The sequence below is a fragment of the Noviherbaspirillum sp. FW303-A3 genome (assembly GCF_058788695.1).
The window spans coordinates 3,665,454-3,680,695 of sequence record NZ_JBYTAZ010000001.1; the positions used below are offsets into that span (position 1 = coordinate 3,665,454).

General features: G+C 56.6%; 14 protein-coding genes. 9 read left to right on the plus strand and 5 right to left on the minus strand.

All coding sequences use genetic code 11. The annotated features are described in order from the left end of the window. Positions 1-19: 19 nt before the first annotated feature. The 5 genes from AC3WOY_RS17720 to AC3WOY_RS17740 form a co-directional block, all read right to left on the minus strand. Positions 20-904: a CorC family transporter gene (locus AC3WOY_RS17720; protein ID WP_492426091.1), complete on the minus strand. Its 885-nt coding sequence runs from the start codon at positions 902-904 to the stop codon at positions 20-22. 87 nt (positions 905-991) lie between these two features. Further along, positions 992-1,450, minus strand: coding sequence for an rRNA maturation RNase YbeY (ybeY, locus tag AC3WOY_RS17725; RefSeq protein ID WP_492426093.1), 459 nt, complete (start codon positions 1,448-1,450; stop codon positions 992-994). Next, positions 1,434-2,453, minus strand: coding sequence for a PhoH family protein (locus AC3WOY_RS17730; RefSeq protein WP_492426095.1), 1,020 nt, complete (start codon positions 2,451-2,453; stop codon positions 1,434-1,436). Before AC3WOY_RS17730 ends, ybeY begins: the two co-directional genes overlap by 17 nt. A 25-nt stretch (positions 2,454-2,478) precedes the next feature. After that, positions 2,479-3,819 (minus strand): tRNA (N6-isopentenyl adenosine(37)-C2)-methylthiotransferase MiaB, encoded by a 1,341-nt coding sequence (miaB, locus tag AC3WOY_RS17735; protein ID WP_492426097.1) that lies wholly within the window; start codon positions 3,817-3,819, stop codon positions 2,479-2,481. A gap of 2 nt (positions 3,820-3,821) precedes the next feature. After that, a complete protein-coding gene (locus AC3WOY_RS17740; RefSeq protein ID WP_492426099.1) occupies positions 3,822-4,160 on the minus strand; it encodes a hypothetical protein in 339 nt (112 codons plus the stop codon). Between the two features lie 476 nt (positions 4,161-4,636). Between AC3WOY_RS17740 and AC3WOY_RS17745 the strand changes: the two genes are divergently transcribed. The 9 genes from AC3WOY_RS17745 to AC3WOY_RS17785 all read left to right on the plus strand — a co-directional run bounded on the left by AC3WOY_RS17745 (position 4,637) and on the right by AC3WOY_RS17785 (position 14,969). Then, positions 4,637-4,807 (plus strand): hypothetical protein, encoded by a 171-nt coding sequence (locus AC3WOY_RS17745; protein WP_492426101.1) that lies wholly within the window; start codon positions 4,637-4,639, stop codon positions 4,805-4,807. A 342-nt stretch (positions 4,808-5,149) separates the two neighbouring features. Further along, positions 5,150-6,217 (plus strand): helix-turn-helix domain-containing protein, encoded by a 1,068-nt coding sequence (locus AC3WOY_RS17750; RefSeq protein WP_492426103.1) that lies wholly within the window; start codon positions 5,150-5,152, stop codon positions 6,215-6,217. Then, entirely contained in the window at positions 6,198-6,701 is a 504-nt protein-coding gene (locus tag AC3WOY_RS17755; RefSeq protein WP_492426105.1) for a PIN domain-containing protein, read from the plus strand. Before AC3WOY_RS17750 ends, AC3WOY_RS17755 begins: the two co-directional genes overlap by 20 nt. A 15-nt stretch (positions 6,702-6,716) precedes the next feature. Then, a complete protein-coding gene (locus AC3WOY_RS17760) occupies positions 6,717-8,357 on the plus strand; it encodes a type I restriction-modification system subunit M (protein ID WP_492426107.1) in 1,641 nt (546 codons plus the stop codon). After that, positions 8,354-9,595, plus strand: coding sequence for a restriction endonuclease subunit S (locus AC3WOY_RS17765; RefSeq protein WP_492426109.1), 1,242 nt, complete (start codon positions 8,354-8,356; stop codon positions 9,593-9,595). Before AC3WOY_RS17760 ends, AC3WOY_RS17765 begins: the two co-directional genes overlap by 4 nt. Next, positions 9,592-12,615 (plus strand): type I restriction endonuclease subunit R, encoded by a 3,024-nt coding sequence (locus AC3WOY_RS17770; RefSeq protein WP_492426111.1) that lies wholly within the window; start codon positions 9,592-9,594, stop codon positions 12,613-12,615. The genes AC3WOY_RS17765 and AC3WOY_RS17770 overlap by 4 nt, the downstream gene beginning before the upstream one ends. A 91-nt stretch (positions 12,616-12,706) precedes the next feature. Beyond that, positions 12,707-13,228 carry an SLATT domain-containing protein gene (locus AC3WOY_RS17775; protein ID WP_492426113.1) on the plus strand — a complete coding sequence of 174 codons (522 nt, stop codon included), beginning with the start codon at positions 12,707-12,709 and terminating at the stop codon, positions 13,226-13,228. Positions 13,229-13,232: 4 nt separating this feature from the next. Next, the gene (locus AC3WOY_RS17780; RefSeq protein WP_492426115.1) at positions 13,233-14,009 is read left to right on the plus strand and encodes an SMODS domain-containing nucleotidyltransferase; all 777 of its coding nucleotides are present in this window, start codon (positions 13,233-13,235) and stop codon (positions 14,007-14,009) included. A gap of 12 nt (positions 14,010-14,021) precedes the next feature. Beyond that, the gene (locus AC3WOY_RS17785) at positions 14,022-14,969 is read left to right on the plus strand and encodes a COG2958 family protein (RefSeq protein ID WP_492426117.1); all 948 of its coding nucleotides are present in this window, start codon (positions 14,022-14,024) and stop codon (positions 14,967-14,969) included. The last annotated feature ends 273 nt before the right edge of the window (positions 14,970-15,242 follow it).

Consider the following 15,242-nt stretch of genomic DNA (forward strand, 5'->3'; position numbering starts at 1 on the left):
TTTAGTGGATCGCGGTGTTTCAGGACGCGGCGACGAGGCCAGGCTCCTGCAGTTTCTGCACCAGCAGCACATGAACCTGGCGTGCATCGGCTCGGAGGACTTCGAAGCGCACGTTGTCGATGTCGAACACGTCAGCCTTGCGCGGCACACGGCCGAGGTGGTTGGCAACGAGTCCGCCGATGGTGTCGACATCCTCATCGGAAAAGGCGGTGCCAAGGGCTTCGTTGAACTGTTCGATCTCGGTCAGCGCCTTCACGCGCCAGCGCAATCCGTGCGCACCATCGTTGACCGGGAGGATGTTGTCTTCTTCCTCGTCGTAATCGTATTCATCCTCGATGTCGCCGACGATCTGCTCCAGCACGTCTTCAATCGTGAGCAGGCCGGCGACGCCGCCGTATTCGTCGACCACGATGGCCATATGGTTGCGGTTGGCGCGGAAGTCGCGCAGCAGCACGTTGAGCTGCTTGGATTCGGGAATGAACACGGCCGGGCGCAGCATGTCGCGCACCTCGAACGATTCTTCCGCGTAGTAACGCAGCAGGTCCTTCGCCAGCAAGATGCCGACCACCCTGTCGCGGTCGCCGTCCACGGCGGGAAAGCGCGAGTGCGCGGTCTGCAGCACCAGCGGCATCCATTCCTCAATCGGCTTGTTGATGTCGATGACGTCCATCTGCGGGCGCGGCACCATGATGTCGCGGGCCGAGAGGTCGGAAACCTGGAACACGCCTTCGATCATCGACAGCGCATCGGCGTCGATCAGGTTGCGCTCATGCGCCTCCTGCAGGATCTTCAGGAGTTCTTCGCGATTTTCAGGCTCAGGGGAAATCAGCGCGGTCAGGCGCTCGAAGAGGGAACGCTGCGGCTTGGTGTCAATGAATTTGGCACCACTAGGGTGATCTTGCATATGGCGGGAAGCCGTTGTTGGAGTGGATATAAGCATACAACAAATGCCGGCCCGAACCCAGAAGTCCGGGCGCAACATGTTAAAAGTCTAACTTTCCGCGTAAGGATTTGCCTCGCCAAGGCTTGCAAGAATTTCAACTTCCAGCGCTTCCATTTCCGCCGCTTCCTCGTCGGTTTCGTGGTCGTAGCCCTGGGCGTGCAGGACGCCGTGCACTACGAGGTGAGCGGCATGCGCTTCCACCGTTTTCTTCTGTTCATCCGCCTCGCGCTGCAGGACGTCGGTGCAGAGGATGATGTCCGCCTGGGTGACTTCGCTTTCCTCGTCTTCGGTATAGGCAAACGTCAGCACATTGGTGGCGTAATCCTTGCCGCGGTATTCGCGGTTGAGCGCTCGGCCTTCCTCGGCGTCGACAAACCGAATCGTCAGTTCCGCGGGGGCGAACAGGGCCGCCTGTATCCACTGGCGCAGCTTGCTGCGCGGAATGGATTCTTTCAGGCGGGGATCGGGATACTGGACGGACAGGGTGAGTTTATTTTTTTGCGGCATGTCGTGCGGCGGCGCTCTTGGCGGATCCGGATGCGTCATAGGCGTCGACGATGCGTGCAACCAGGGGGTGGCGGACGACGTCGGCGCTGGTGAAATGAGTGAAGGCGATACCGCGCACATTGCGCAGGATCTGCACGGCATCGACCAGGCCGCTTTTCTGCGTACGCTGCAAGTCGATCTGCGTCACGTCGCCGGTAACGACGGCCTTGCTGCCGAAACCGATGCGGGTCAGGAACATCTTCATCTGTTCCGGCGTCGTGTTCTGCGCTTCGTCGAGGATGATGAACGAATGGTTCAGCGTGCGGCCGCGCATATAGGCAAGCGGCGCAATCTCGATCGCCTGTTTCTCGAACAGTTTCTGCACACGGTCGAAGCCGAGCAGGTCATATAGAGCATCGTAAAGCGGACGCAGATAAGGATCGACCTTCTGCGCCAGGTCGCCTGGCAGGAAGCCGAGACGTTCGCCCGCTTCGACGGCCGGGCGGGTGAGCACGATGCGCTTGACGGCGTCCCGCTCGAGCGCGTCGACCGCGCAAGCGACGGCGAGATAAGTCTTGCCTGTACCGGCGGGGCCGACACCGAAGGTGACATCGTGTTCGAGGATGGCCCTGATGTACTGACTCTGGTGCGGCGTACGTCCGCGCAAGTCGTGGCGGCGCGTCTTCAGGACAGGAATGGCTTCCTCGTCGTCTTCGTCGCTTTCTTCCTTCGCTTCGCCGTTGACCTGCGTGACGGCGCGCTGCTCGACCAAGGCGAGCTGGATGTCCTCGACAGAGATCACCTTGTCGGCAATCTGGTAGAAATTTTCCAGCAGGTCCAGTGCGCGCTGGGAATTGGCGCCGCTGACGATGAACTTTTCGCCGCGGCGGAAGATGGTGACGTCGAGTGCGGCGGAAATCTGGCGGAGGTTTTCATCCATTGGCCCGCACAGGTGCGCGAGCCGCTTGTTATCGAGCGGATCAGGGATGAAGTGTTGCGGTTGAGCAGGAATTTTTGTTTTCAAAATGAATTGTCGGTTTCGCTGAGATTCACTGTTTGATGACTAGTTCTCCGCGCAGCGAATGCGGATAGGCATGCACGATGTTGACGTCGATCATCTGGCCGATCAGGCGCTTGCCGTTGGGGCCGCCGTCGAAATTCACCACGCGATTGTTTTCGCTGCGTCCCTGGAGTTCGTTCGGATTCTTGGTGGTGGGGCCTTCAACGATGATGCGCTGCACGCTGCCGACCATGCTGTCGTTGATGCGGCGCGCATTTTCTTCGATGGTCGATTGCAGGCGCAGCAGGCGCTTCAGCTTGACGTCGTACGGCGTGTCGTCGTGCAGGTTGGCGGCGGGCGTGCCGGGCCGCGGGCTGAACAGGAAGCTGAAGCTGCGGTCGAAGCCGACGTCCCCGATGAATTTCATCAGCGCTTCGAAGTCTGCTTCGGTTTCTCCCGGGAAGCCGACAATGAAGTCGCTCGAGATGCAGATGTCGGGCCGCACTTCGCGCATGCGGCGGATCACCGATTTGTACTCCAGCGCCGTATAGCCGCGCTTCATCGCCATCAGGATGCGGTCGGAGCCGTGCTGCGCCGGCAGGTACAAGTGGTTCGCCAGCTTCGGCACCTTGGCGTAGGTGTCGATCAGCCGCTGCGTGAATTCCTTCGGGTGGCTGGTGACGAAGCGGATGCGCTCGATGCCGGGAATCTCGGCCACATATTCGATCAGCAGCGCGAAGTCGGCGATTTCGCCATCGGCCATTTCGCCGCGATACGCGTTCACGTTCTGGCCGAGCAGGGTGATTTCCTTGACGCCCTGGTCAGCGATGAGCGCCACCTCGGCCAGCACGTCATCGAAGCGGCGCGACACTTCCTCGCCACGCGTGTAGGGCACGACGCAATAGCTGCAGTACTTGCTGCAGCCTTCCATGATCGACACGTTAGCCACGCCGCCTTCCACCTTGGCTGGCGGCAGGTGGTCGAACTTCTCGATTTCCGGGAAGCTGATGTCGACCTGCGAGCGGCCGCTTTCGCGACGCTTGCTGATGAGATCGGGCAGGCGATGCAGCGTCTGCGGGCCGAACACGACGTCCACGTAGGGCGCGCGCTTGATGATCGCTTCTCCCTCCTGGGACGCTACGCAACCGCCGACGCCGATGACGAGATCCGGCCTGGCCAGCTTCAGCTCGCGCAGGCGTCCGAGATCGGAAAAGACCTTCTCCTGTGCCTTCTCGCGCACGGAGCAGGTATTGAGCAGGATGACGTCGGCGTCTTCCGGCGTGTCGGTCTTGACCAGACCTTCGGATACGTTGAGGACATCTGCCATCTTGTCCGAGTCGTACTCGTTCATCTGGCAGCCGAAGGTCTTGATGAATACTTTTTTCGGCATGGCTATTGTTGCAATGGATTGATTTGCTTCGCTACCGGCTGACGAGCCTCTTCCGGCGTCAATATCCAGATGCGGTCGATTTCGCTGTGGTTGTCTTCCGTGTAGTTGACTACCAGGTCCGAGCCGCGCACTGCGGCGGGCATCTCGATCAGGTTGTTCTCGTTCCAGATGCGCGCGCCGGGGGCCAACCTGCGCAGCTTGCCGTCAATGGCGACTTCCGGGTACGCGCCGGGAGTCAGCTGTCCGCGCTTGGTCGGCGCCGGGAAGGGGCGTTCGAACGCCATCGCGGGAATGGACAGCACGGCGGATAGGCAAATGGTGAGGAAGGGTCGACGCCACATCTCATACCCCGTTTCGTCGAAACGCTGCGCAGCAGCGAACAAGATTGGAATCCGCTGGGACGCATGGTGGAACCGGTTCCGGAGCGTCCCGCAGGCGCGAGGCCCGCGTACATTGAAAATTGTGCACCGGGGGCGCGCGAATTATACCACTCGGCCTCCTTTCCCCTTGTGGAGAGGGAAAGGCGAGATCGCTCTGCAAGAGCCCGTTTCTTTCCTTTCGCCCAAAACAAAATGGGTTACGAGCGAACCCGTAACCCATCGGTATTTGGTGATAGGTGGACTTGAACAATCCGTGAAAACCCGCATGGATGAACGGTCTACGGTTTTTGAAAATCAGAAATGCCGTCACTGATACCGTCAAAGAGGTTTGCGGTCCGCCTCCGCTTCTGTACCTATTGGTGCTTCTGTGGCGGCATTTCGCCGCTCAGAATCCTGACGGCATTCAACTTTCCCTGAACTTGGGTGACTCGATTACGATGGCGAAACAGTGGACCACGGATGTCACCACGGATGTCACCGCGGAAGTTACCAGGGAAGTCACCGGGGAAGTCACCGGGGAAGTCACCGGGGAAGTCACCGGGGAAGTCACCGGGGAAGTCACCGGGGAAGTCACCGGGGAAGTCGCGGCTCTGTTGCAGGTAACGTAGGGCAAAATGGCCAAAACCGAGGTCGCAGGCGAGCAGTTCAATGTTGCATCGATTACGTTCCGCTCCGGTCATCGCCCGAGGGTAAGACGGTCGCTGGGTGCTGCCTGCAGGGACAGTCGCGGCTTGACGGAGCGTCGGCCCGCCCATTGGCACTTCGCGCCGACGAATCGCTAGGTGAGACCTTCGATGAAGTGCTTTGTTGCCATATTGAACCAATCTAAAAGTATCATTCAGGAAACTTCGTCTGCCAAAGCGCAACGCGAGTCCAATGATGCGCTGGACCTTGGTTTACAAAACCAACTATAATTAAAGAAAATGTAAACCTCAACAGAGAGACCTGACATGATCGGACAACGACTTTATCGGGCTCGCAAGGCGGCTGGTCTATCGCTACGTGACCTTGGTGCCCAGGTCGGAGTGACGCATGCAGCCATCAAGAAATACGAGGATGGACTTGCGACGCCATCGAGCGATGTTCTACTCGGACTGTCACGTGCACTCCACGTACGCACCGAATACTTCTTCCGGCCGGAAGCGGCCGCACTCGACGGCATCGAATACCGCAAGCGCAGCTCTTTGCCCAAGAAGCGTTTGGATGCGATCACGCATGAGGTAATTGACCACATCGAACGACGCATTGAACTGGAAAACCTTTTCCCGCAGCCGCCAGTCAAGGCTTTCGCGCCCGTGGACGGGCTGCCGGTATCGATCACGTCGATGGATCAGATTGAAGACATTGCCGAGCGCGTGCGTGAGTCCTGGAACCTTGGCTTTGATCCGATCCCGGATCTGATTGATGTTCTGGAGACCAATGGCATCCGTGTCTTCATGATCGAGGCGGACGCTGAGAACAAATTTGACGGCCTCGCCGCACGCGTCAATGACATGCCGATCGTGGTCGTGGGTCGCCATTGGCCAGGGGATCGTCAGCGTTTTACGCTCGCACACGAGCTGGGCCATTTGATGCTTGAAGGTCATCTTCCTGAAGACATGGATGAGGAATTGGCGTGCAATCGCTTCGCCGGCGCTTTCCTGTTCCCGCGTGCCTCGGTTCTGCAGGAGCTGGGCAAGCATCGTAATGCGATCGAACTCAAAGAGCTGGGGTTGCTGAAGGAAGAGTTCGGCTTGTCGATGGGAGGCATTCTCTATCGTGCCCGGGATCTCGGCATCATCTCGCCGGCCTATCGTGACGAACAGGCCAAGCTGTTCCGCTTCAAAGGCTGGTATTGGAAGGAACCAGGTCACCCCTATCCTTCGGAAAAGGCACACATCTTCGAGCAGTTGGTGTTCCACGCGCTCGCCGAGGATTACATCGGCGAGTCGAAGGCGGCGGAACTCATGAACATGCCACTACAACAGTTTCGGCGTGTCCGCTCGATGGAGGGCGGCGATGCTGCTGTTGATCAGTGATGCCAACATTCTGATGGATGTCGAGGTTGGCGATCTGATTGCACCTATGTTCAGTCTTGGGTACCGGTTTGCCGTTCCCGACGTACTGTATTACGAGGAATTAGAAGATCAGCACGCCCATTTGCGGGACATGGGCCTGCACATACGTACGCTGTCGGCGCAAAGCGTCGAGCGAGTGCAGTCCCTGGCGCAGACCTACGCCAGGCCGGGGCGTAACGACTTGTTGGCACTGGCCTTGGCGGAAGCCGAGAAGTGCCCGCTGCTGACAGGCGATGCCGCATTGAGACAAGCGGCGGAAGCCGAGCAGGTCGAGGTGAAAGGCACAATCTGGCTGATCGGCGAGATGGTTCGCGAGCAGCGTATCACGGTCGCGGTCGCCAGGGCCGCGCTGAATAAAATGCGTCTCAATGGCAGGCGATTGCCGTGGGACGTGGCTGAACAATTGTTGGCAGCGCTCGATGCAGCGGCGCACCCAAAGACGTAACAAACGAGAAAGAGTATGGCCAAAATCGAAATGGCAATGAAAAATGGAGAGGACAATCGCCTTGAGGCAGAAGTCCGCGGTCGTCGTAAGGAAACCGAGCGAGCAGAGCTCCACAAGACCATCTGGCGTATCGCCAATGACCTGCGCGGCAGCGTGGATGGATGGGACTTCAAAAGCTATGTCCTCGGTATGTTGTTCTACCGCTTTATCTCGGAGAACCTTACCGACTATCTGAACAAGCTGGAACGCAAAGCGGGCAATGCAGACTTCGACTACGCGACGTTCAACGATGACGATGCCGAATTTGGCCGCGAGGAGACTGTGAAGGAAAAGGGGTTCTACATCCTGCCCTCGCATCTGTTCCAGAACGTCCGGAGCCGTGCCCGCCTTGATCCCAACCTCAACGAAACTCTCAGCCAGGTGTTTGCCGACATCGAACGCTCGGCTATCGGCGCGGACAGCGAGGACGACTTCAAGGGCCTGTTCGACGATCTCGACGTCAATAGCAGCAAGCTCGGACCCACGGTGGCCAAGCGCAACGAAAAGCTGGTTAAACTGCTCGATGCCATTGGTGATCTTCCCTTGAGCAGCGAATCCGGAAGCTTTTCGGACAATACCATCGACCTATTCGGCGATGCCTACGAGTACCTGATGCAGATGTACGCCTCGACCGCCGGCAAGTCCGGTGGGGAGTTTTACACCCCGCAGGAAGTCTCCGAACTGCTCGCCCGCATTACCGTAGTCGGCAAAACCGAAGTCAATAAGGTGTATGACCCGGCCTGCGGCTCCGGCTCGCTTCTGCTCAAGTTCGTCAAGGTGTTGGGCCACGACAAGGTGCGCCAAGGCTTCTTCGGTCAAGAGATCAACCTGACCACCTACAACCTGTGCCGGATAAACATGTTCCTGCACGACGTGAACTACGAAAAGTTCAACATCGCCCACGGCGACACGCTCACCGACCCTGCCCACTGGGACGATGAACCCTTCGAAGCCATTGTCTCCAACCCGCCGTACTCGATCAGATGGGAGGGTGACGCCAACCCGTTGCTCATTAACGACCCGCGCTTCGCGCCCGCTGGCGTGCTGGCACCCAAGAGCAAGGCCGACCTCGCCTTCACCATGCACATTCTGAGCTGGCTCGCGGTGAATGGTACGGCGGCGATTGTCGAATTTCCCGGCGTACTCTATCGAGGCGGTGCGGAGCAGAAAATCCGCCAATACCTGATCGACAACAACTACGTCGATGCCGTCATTCAGTTGCCACCTGATCTCTTCTTCGGCACCACGATCGCGACCTGCATCATCGTACTCAAGAAATCCAAGCGCGACAATGCGACGCTGTTCATCGATGCTTCCGCCGAATTCGTGCGCAATGGCAACAAGAATAAACTGCAGGATGTCCATCTGCAGAAGATCTTGGACGCTTACATCGGGCGCAAGGACATCGACCACTTCGCGCGGTTGGTGGACAACGGCGAGATCGCGGAGAACGGCTACAACATTGCCGCCTCGTCGTATGTCGAACAGCAGGATAACAGCGAGGCGGTGGACATCCAGGCGCTCAATGCCGAGATTGCCCGCATTGTGGGACGGCAATTGGAACTCAGAAAACAGATCGATGCCATCGTGGCTGATCTGGAAGGAGAAGAGGCGTGAGCCGGATTGATGAGTTGATGGCCGAACATTGCCCAAGGGTGATCGAATTCAAAAGCCTCGACGAATTGGGTTCGACCTATGGCGGACTTACAGGAAAGAGCAAAGCCGATTTCAGTAATGGCAATGCACGCTTTGTCTCCTACAAGAACATATTCAACAATCTTGCCGTGGATATTGAGGCAAATGACTTCGTTCGTATACAGACAGGGGAAAGTCAAAACTTTCTGGAACTTGGTGATGTTCTGTTCACGGGTTCATCGGAAACGCCTGAAGAAGTCGGAATGTCATCAGTAGTCGTTGAAAAACCGAAGGAAACTATGTATCTGAACAGCTTCTGTTTCGGATACCGATTCAAAGATAGGACATTACTACTCCCCGGATTCTCGAAGTATGTATTCCGCAGTGACGCCGTTCGGCAACAAATAGTCCTGAGTGCAAGTGGGGTGACGCGATTCAATATATCCAAGAAACGATTCTTGAAAGTTCGCATCCCCATTCCTCCGCTCGAAGTGCAACGCGAAATCGTGAATGTGCTTGACACTTTCACCAAGCTGGAAGCGGAGCTGGAGGCGGAGCTGGAGGCGCGTCGGCGCCAGTACCAGTACTACCGCGAGGCGCTGCTCGCCTTCGGTGATCAGGATGTTAGCTGGGCCACTATGGCAGAGGTCGGGGAGTTCTTTCGCGGGCGCCGCTTCACCAAAAACGACTTCGATCCCGAGGGCGTTGCCTGTATTCACTATGGCGACATCTACACGCAGTACGGCACTGCCACAACGACGACAGTTTCGCATGTTCGCGCGGACATGGCATCGACCCTGCGCTTCGCGAAGCCGGGCGACCTTGTGATCGCCGGAGTCGGAGAGACGGTCGAGGATGTCGGAAAAGCCGTGGCATGGCTTGGCGACGGCGAAGTGGCTATTCACGATGACTGCTTCGCATTCCGTCACTCGCTAAATCCGAAGTTCGTCTCCTATTACTTCCAGACCACTGCCTTCCACGCAGAGAAAAACAAGTTCGTGGCGCGAGCAAAGGTCAAACGTCTGTCTGGTGAAAATCTCGGCAAGCTTGCTATCCCAGTCCCACACCTCGAAGAACAAGAACGCATCGTCGCCATCCTCGACAAATTCGATGCCTTGGTAAACGACCTTACCATGGGCCTGCCTGCGGAACTGGCGGCCCGCCGCCAACAATACGAGCACTACCGCAATCGGTTGCTCACATTCAGGGAAATCGCATGAGCGAAGACATCATGCCGTATCGCTATGAGCCGATCGCGCTCTCTAACGAGAGCACTGTCGTTGCCGAGTTTGTGCCCGAATTCCAGGGCGTGCGGGAAGCCTGCTACCAGAGCGAGGCCGAGCTGGAAAAGGCGTTCATCAAGCAACTGCAGGCCCAGGCTTACGAATATCTCTCTATTACCAGTGAAGCCGAGCTGATTGCCAATCTGCGTGGCCAGTTAGAGAAACTTAACAAGATTCAGTTTTCCGACGCCGAATGGGAGCGCTTTTTCAGCACTTGCATTACCGGTGCCAACGACGGCATCATCGAGAAAACAGCGCGCCTTCAGGAAGATCATATCCAGGTGCTCAAGCGCGACGATGGCAGCACAAAGAACATCTACCTGATCGACAAGCGGAACATTCATAACAACAGCCTGCAAGTCATCAATCAGTATGAAGTGGAGGGCGCACGCGCCAACCGGTATGACGTGACGGTGCTGGTCAATGGCCTGCCGATGGTGCACGTGGAACTCAAGCGCCGTGGCGTCGACATCCGCGAGGCCTTCAACCAGATCAACCGCTACCAGCGCGACAGCTTCTGGGCCGGCTGCGGCTTGTTCGAATACGCGCAGTTGTTCATCATCAGCAACGGTACGCTCACCAAGTATTACAGCAATACGGTGCGCGACGGCCATCTGGCGGAACAGCGAAGCAAACGCTCCCGCCAGAAAACTTCCAACAGCTTTTCGTTCACTAGCTGGTGGGCAGATGCGAAGAACCGGCCCATCACCGAGCTGGCTGACTTCACTAAGACCTTCTTCGCCAAGCACACGTTGCTGAACATCCTGACCCGATATTGCGTGTTCGACGTGGATCGCAAGTTGCTAGTCATGCGGCCCTATCAAATCGCCGCTGCTGAACGTATCCTGCAACGCATCGCCACGGCCACAAACCACCGGCAACTAGGCACCATCGCTGCCGGTGGTTACATCTGGCATACAACCGGCAGCGGCAAGACGCTAACCAGTTTTAAGGCGGCACAACTGGCGCGCGGGCTGGAGGACATCGACAAGGTGTTATTTGTGGTGGACCGCAAGGATCTGGACTACCAGACCATGCGCGAATACGAACGTTTCGAAAAAGGCGCGGCTAACTCCAATACCTCGACGGCCGTGCTGCAAAGGCAACTGGAAGACCCGAACGCCCGCATCATCATCACCACTATCCAGAAGCTCAGCCGCTTCGTCGCCAAGAACAAGAAGCACCCCGTTTACGGCCAGCATGTGGTCGTGATTTTTGACGAATGTCATCGTAGCCAGTTTGGCGACATGCACACCGAGATCACCAGGGTCTTCAAGCGCTATCATCTGTTCGGGTTCACCGGTACGCCGATCTTCGCCGGCAACGCGGGCAGTAGCGGTAATCCGCTGCGACGCACGACGGAGCAGGCCTTTGGCGACAAGCTGCATATCTACACCATTGTCGATGCCATCAACGACAAGAATGTGCTTCCCTTCCGCATCGACTACATCAACACGATCAAGGCATCGTCGAGTATCAAGGACAAGAAGGTGTCGGCCATCGACACGGAGCGGGCATTGCTGGCACCGGAACGCATTTCGCAAGTTGTGGGTTATATCCGCGAGCACTTCGATCAGAAAACCAAGCGCAGCGCCAGCTACCGTCACGACGGCAAGCGATTGGCCGGGTTCAACTCGTTGTTCGCCACGGCGTCCATCGAAGCGGCCAAACGTTATTACACCGAATTCACCGGCCAGCAGAAAGAACTGCCGCCCGAGCAACGCCTCAAAATCGGCCTGATTTACAGTTTTGCCGCCAACGAGGACGAATCCGACGGATTGCTGGGCGAGGAGGAGTTCGAGACGGAAGGGCTGGATCAAAGTTCGCGCGATTTTCTGGATGCCGCCATCAAGGATTACAACGCCCTGTTCGGCACCAGCTTCGATACATCCGCCGATAAATTCCAGAATTACTACAAGGATTTATCGCTGCGTCTGAAGAAGCGCGAGCTGGATCTAGCGATCGTGGTGAATATGTTCCTGACCGGCTTCGACGCGACCACCCTCAACACTCTATGGGTGGACAAGAACCTGCGCGCTCACGGGCTGATCCAGGCCTACTCGCGCACCAATCGCATTCTGAATTCGGTCAAGACCTACGGCAATATCGTTTCCTTTCGCGATCTCGAAGAGGAAACCAACGATGCCTTGGCCCTGTTCGGTAACAAGGATGCCAAGGGCATCGTGCTGCTGAAACCTTATACCGAATATTACGAGGAGTACCGGAAGCGGGTCGAGGAACTCGTTGCGACTTTCCCTCTCGACAAGGCGATTATCGGTGAGGCTGCGCAAAAGGCGTTCATCAAGCTCTTTGGCGCAATTCTTCGGCTGAAGAACATTCTCACGGCCTTCGACGATTTCGCGGGCAACGAAATCCTGAGCGAGCGCGATTTCCAGGATTACCAGAGTCTATACCTGAACCTGTACGCCGAATTCCGCAGCGCGTCGGACGCAGAGAAGGAGGCCATCAACGACGATGTGGTATTCGAGATTGAACTGATCAAGCAGGTTGAGATCAACGTCGATTACATCCTGATGCTGGTCGAGAAGTACCTGAAGGCGAAAGGCGGCGGTACAGACAAGGAAATCCGCTCGACCATCGAGCGCGCGGTCAATGCCAGCCCGTCGCTGCGGAATAAGAAAGACCTTATCGAGGAGTTTGTGGATTCAGTCTCCACTGCCGCCAAGGTGGATGCGGAATGGCTCGCTTTCATTACGGCCAGAAAGGCTGAAGAACTCGATCAAATCATCGCCGATGAGGGCCTCAATGCCGATGAGACAAAGGCTTTTGTCGACAACGCATTCCGCGATGGAGTGATCCCGACCGCCGGCACGGCCATTACGAAGGTTCTACCGCCCGTCTCAAGATTCTCGAAAAACAACGGCCATTCGGAGAAGAAGAAAACTGTCCTGGACAAGCTCACCGCGTTCTTCGAGCGTTATTTCGGGTTGGCCTGATGGTTGTGGAGAATCATAAATTGCGCTGTGTCAGCATGTCAGCCACAGACAGGAGCGTCGGCGTGACAAAAATTGAATGGGAGAACGCGCAATGAACGGAGCCGCCACAACCGACCAAGGTAGGATCTCCGCATTGCGCAGAGAGGCCGAGCGACTGGAAGAAGATGCTACCTATTCCAGTAAGGGACATTTCAATGCCGAGGATACGTGGGTGCGCCGCAACTACTGGCTAGGCGTCCCTGCAACCGTTCTCGGAGTGGTCGCAGGAGCGACGCTGATCAAGAGCCAACCTGAATGGGCGACAGCTTTCACCCTTTTGGCATCGTTGCTCACTGGGTTGATGACTTTTCTCAAGCCCAACGAGCGCGCGGCAATGCACCGAACCGCTGCTGGCCAGTTCCTCGCCCTTCGGAACGATGCTCGGTTTTTCCGGGAGATCGAACTGCTTCAGTCAGATCGACTGGACGAGCTTCTCGAAAGAATGAAGGCACTTTCGGCGAAGCGCAATGAGTTGAACTTGAAGAGCCCCAGCATTCCACGTCGAGCGTTTGTCGCTGCGCGCAAAGGAATCGAAGAAGGCGAAGCATCCCACAAAGTGGACAGGGAGGGCTGACGGGATGTCGGTATTGAGTTTTCTGACGAACATGGCCAGCAGTGCCGTGCTTTCTGTAACCGAGCAGTCGTCAATTGCAACCTCGATCACAACGCTGCAATCCCGGATGGCGTTGCACTTTGACAGCAGCGCAATCGCGCAGCATTTCCGATTTGGGTCATCAACACGGGGCACGATCTTGCCTCGCTCCATGGACGAGAAGTCTGACATTGACTACATGGTTGTCTTCAGCGACATTAGCGCCACGCCGCAGACGTACCTGAATCGATTGAAGGCCTTCGTCGAAAAGCGGTACGGCTCATCGGAAATCTACCAGTCCAGTCCGACTATCGTTCTCGAACTGAACCACATCAAGTTCGACTTGGTTCCCGCAACGAAAACTTGGCTCGGCGAGCTTCAGATTCCCAATGGATCGGGTGGTTGGATGACCACGAATCCGAACGACTTCAACGCCACGCTGGAAGCGAAAAACAAGGAACACAAATCGCTGATCAAGCCAACCATTCGACTGTTTAAGTATTGGAATGCAACCGCAGGATTCCCGTTTCAATCCTTCGAGATGGAGAAATGGATCTGCGGCCTGAGCTACTGGTTTCTGGCGAATCAGAAGGACTACTTCCTTGCGGTCATCGAAAACCTGAATACCAGCTCTTCGTACTCGCAGTGGGTGAACAATAAAATCAAGCGTGCAAAAGATATCGTAGCCAATGTCAGGCAGTACGAGAAGGATGAGATGTCGGTAACGGCAGAGAACGAGATCAAGAAGTTGTTCAGGCTCTGAGGGAAAATTTCTATGGCATTGAATCTGTCGAAGGCCGTACTTGGCTACTTGAAGGCGCGGCCGGAAGAGAAGCTGACTGCGCGGCAGATTGCCGAGTGGATTTTTAGCACCTATCCTGCCGAGTGTCAGGAGAAAAAATCCAATAGTCGGGGCGATTACATCAAAACCGATGGTGATTTGGTGCAGCAACTGGTCGCAGAAATCAGCTCGCAGCGTCCGCGTTTGCAGAAGCGGCATCCAGAGCTGAAAACGACCGAGGGGCGCCCACGCAAGTACTACTACTCTGAGAAATCCGACATTGCCGAGGTGGCAGCGGCTGAGGGCGTACTTGCCACACCCACGGCTGACACTAACGATGTCAAGCTCGGCGAGCACGCGCTGTACCCGCAGCTTTCGCTGTACCTGTGGGAGGAGTTTGGTGTCTATTCGAAGCGCATCGACGAAAAGCGCTCATCGAATAAACGAGGGCCTAACGGCAATCGCTGGCTGTACCCGGATGTGGTCGGAATGGAGGACTTGGGTGCGGAATGGCACCAGGAAGTTCGGGACTGCGTAAATCAGTATTCCGATAAACGTACCAAGCTGTGGTCGTTTGAGGCCAAGTTGTTGATCAACCGGTCGAACGTGCGTGAGTGCTTCTTCCAGGCGGTCTCCAACTCATCGTGGGCCAATTTTGGCTATTTGGTGGCAGCTGAGATCGAGGGGCAGGACACACTCAAGGAACTGCGGATGCTGTTTGCGGCGCACGGCATCGGTCTGATTAAGTTAGATGCCGACAGCCCGGCTGAAAGTCAGGTCTTGATTCCAGCCCGCGAAAGGGACGAGATCGATTGGGACATGGCCAACCGACTGGCAACCGAGAACCGGGACTTTCTGGAGTACGTGAAGCTGGTAAAGCAGTTCTACCAGACCGGCGAAGCAAGGCTGGCGGATTGGGATGTGCCCGAGACGACGGACTGAGGAACGCTACTCGAGATGGCAGGTGACATCAATACGCTGCTCGCCCCGCTGAACTGCGCAAAACTACATCGGCATCGCACAGAACCTCAAATCGGCACATTATTCCCACGGTACCAAATATGGCCGGCTCCATTGGCATCACTCCTTACTGAAACTACCGACTGACTCTTTTCTGAGCTTGGTTATTGGCCCGTCTCGTTGGCGCAACCTTCAAGATCGCCGAGTAACTTCTTCATATGACCGTCAAGCTGTTCTTTTGCTTTCAACTTCAAT

What these genes read in the sequence shown, in the direction of transcription:
- AC3WOY_RS17770 (WP_492426111.1), top strand. Translation starts at nt 9,592, where the DNA reads ATGAGCGAAGACATCATGCCGTATCGCTATGAGCCGATCGCGCTCTCT.
- AC3WOY_RS17775 (WP_492426113.1), top strand. Translation starts at nt 12,707, where the DNA reads ATGAACGGAGCCGCCACAACCGACCAAGGTAGGATCTCCGCATTGCGC.
- miaB (WP_492426097.1), bottom strand. Translation starts at nt 3,819, where the DNA reads ATGCCGAAAAAAGTATTCATCAAGACCTTCGGCTGCCAGATGAACGAG.
- AC3WOY_RS17720 (WP_492426091.1), bottom strand. Translation starts at nt 904, where the DNA reads ATGCAAGATCACCCTAGTGGTGCCAAATTCATTGACACCAAGCCGCAG.
- AC3WOY_RS17740 (WP_492426099.1), bottom strand. Translation starts at nt 4,160, where the DNA reads ATGTGGCGTCGACCCTTCCTCACCATTTGCCTATCCGCCGTGCTGTCC.
- AC3WOY_RS17760 (WP_492426107.1), top strand. Translation starts at nt 6,717, where the DNA reads ATGGCCAAAATCGAAATGGCAATGAAAAATGGAGAGGACAATCGCCTT.
- AC3WOY_RS17785 (WP_492426117.1), top strand. Translation starts at nt 14,022, where the DNA reads ATGGCATTGAATCTGTCGAAGGCCGTACTTGGCTACTTGAAGGCGCGG.
- AC3WOY_RS17780 (WP_492426115.1), top strand. Translation starts at nt 13,233, where the DNA reads ATGTCGGTATTGAGTTTTCTGACGAACATGGCCAGCAGTGCCGTGCTT.
- AC3WOY_RS17755 (WP_492426105.1), top strand. Translation starts at nt 6,198, where the DNA reads ATGCTGCTGTTGATCAGTGATGCCAACATTCTGATGGATGTCGAGGTT.
- ybeY (WP_492426093.1), bottom strand. Translation starts at nt 1,450, where the DNA reads ATGCCGCAAAAAAATAAACTCACCCTGTCCGTCCAGTATCCCGATCCC.
- AC3WOY_RS17750 (WP_492426103.1), top strand. Translation starts at nt 5,150, where the DNA reads ATGATCGGACAACGACTTTATCGGGCTCGCAAGGCGGCTGGTCTATCG.
- AC3WOY_RS17745 (WP_492426101.1), top strand. Translation starts at nt 4,637, where the DNA reads ATGGCGAAACAGTGGACCACGGATGTCACCACGGATGTCACCGCGGAA.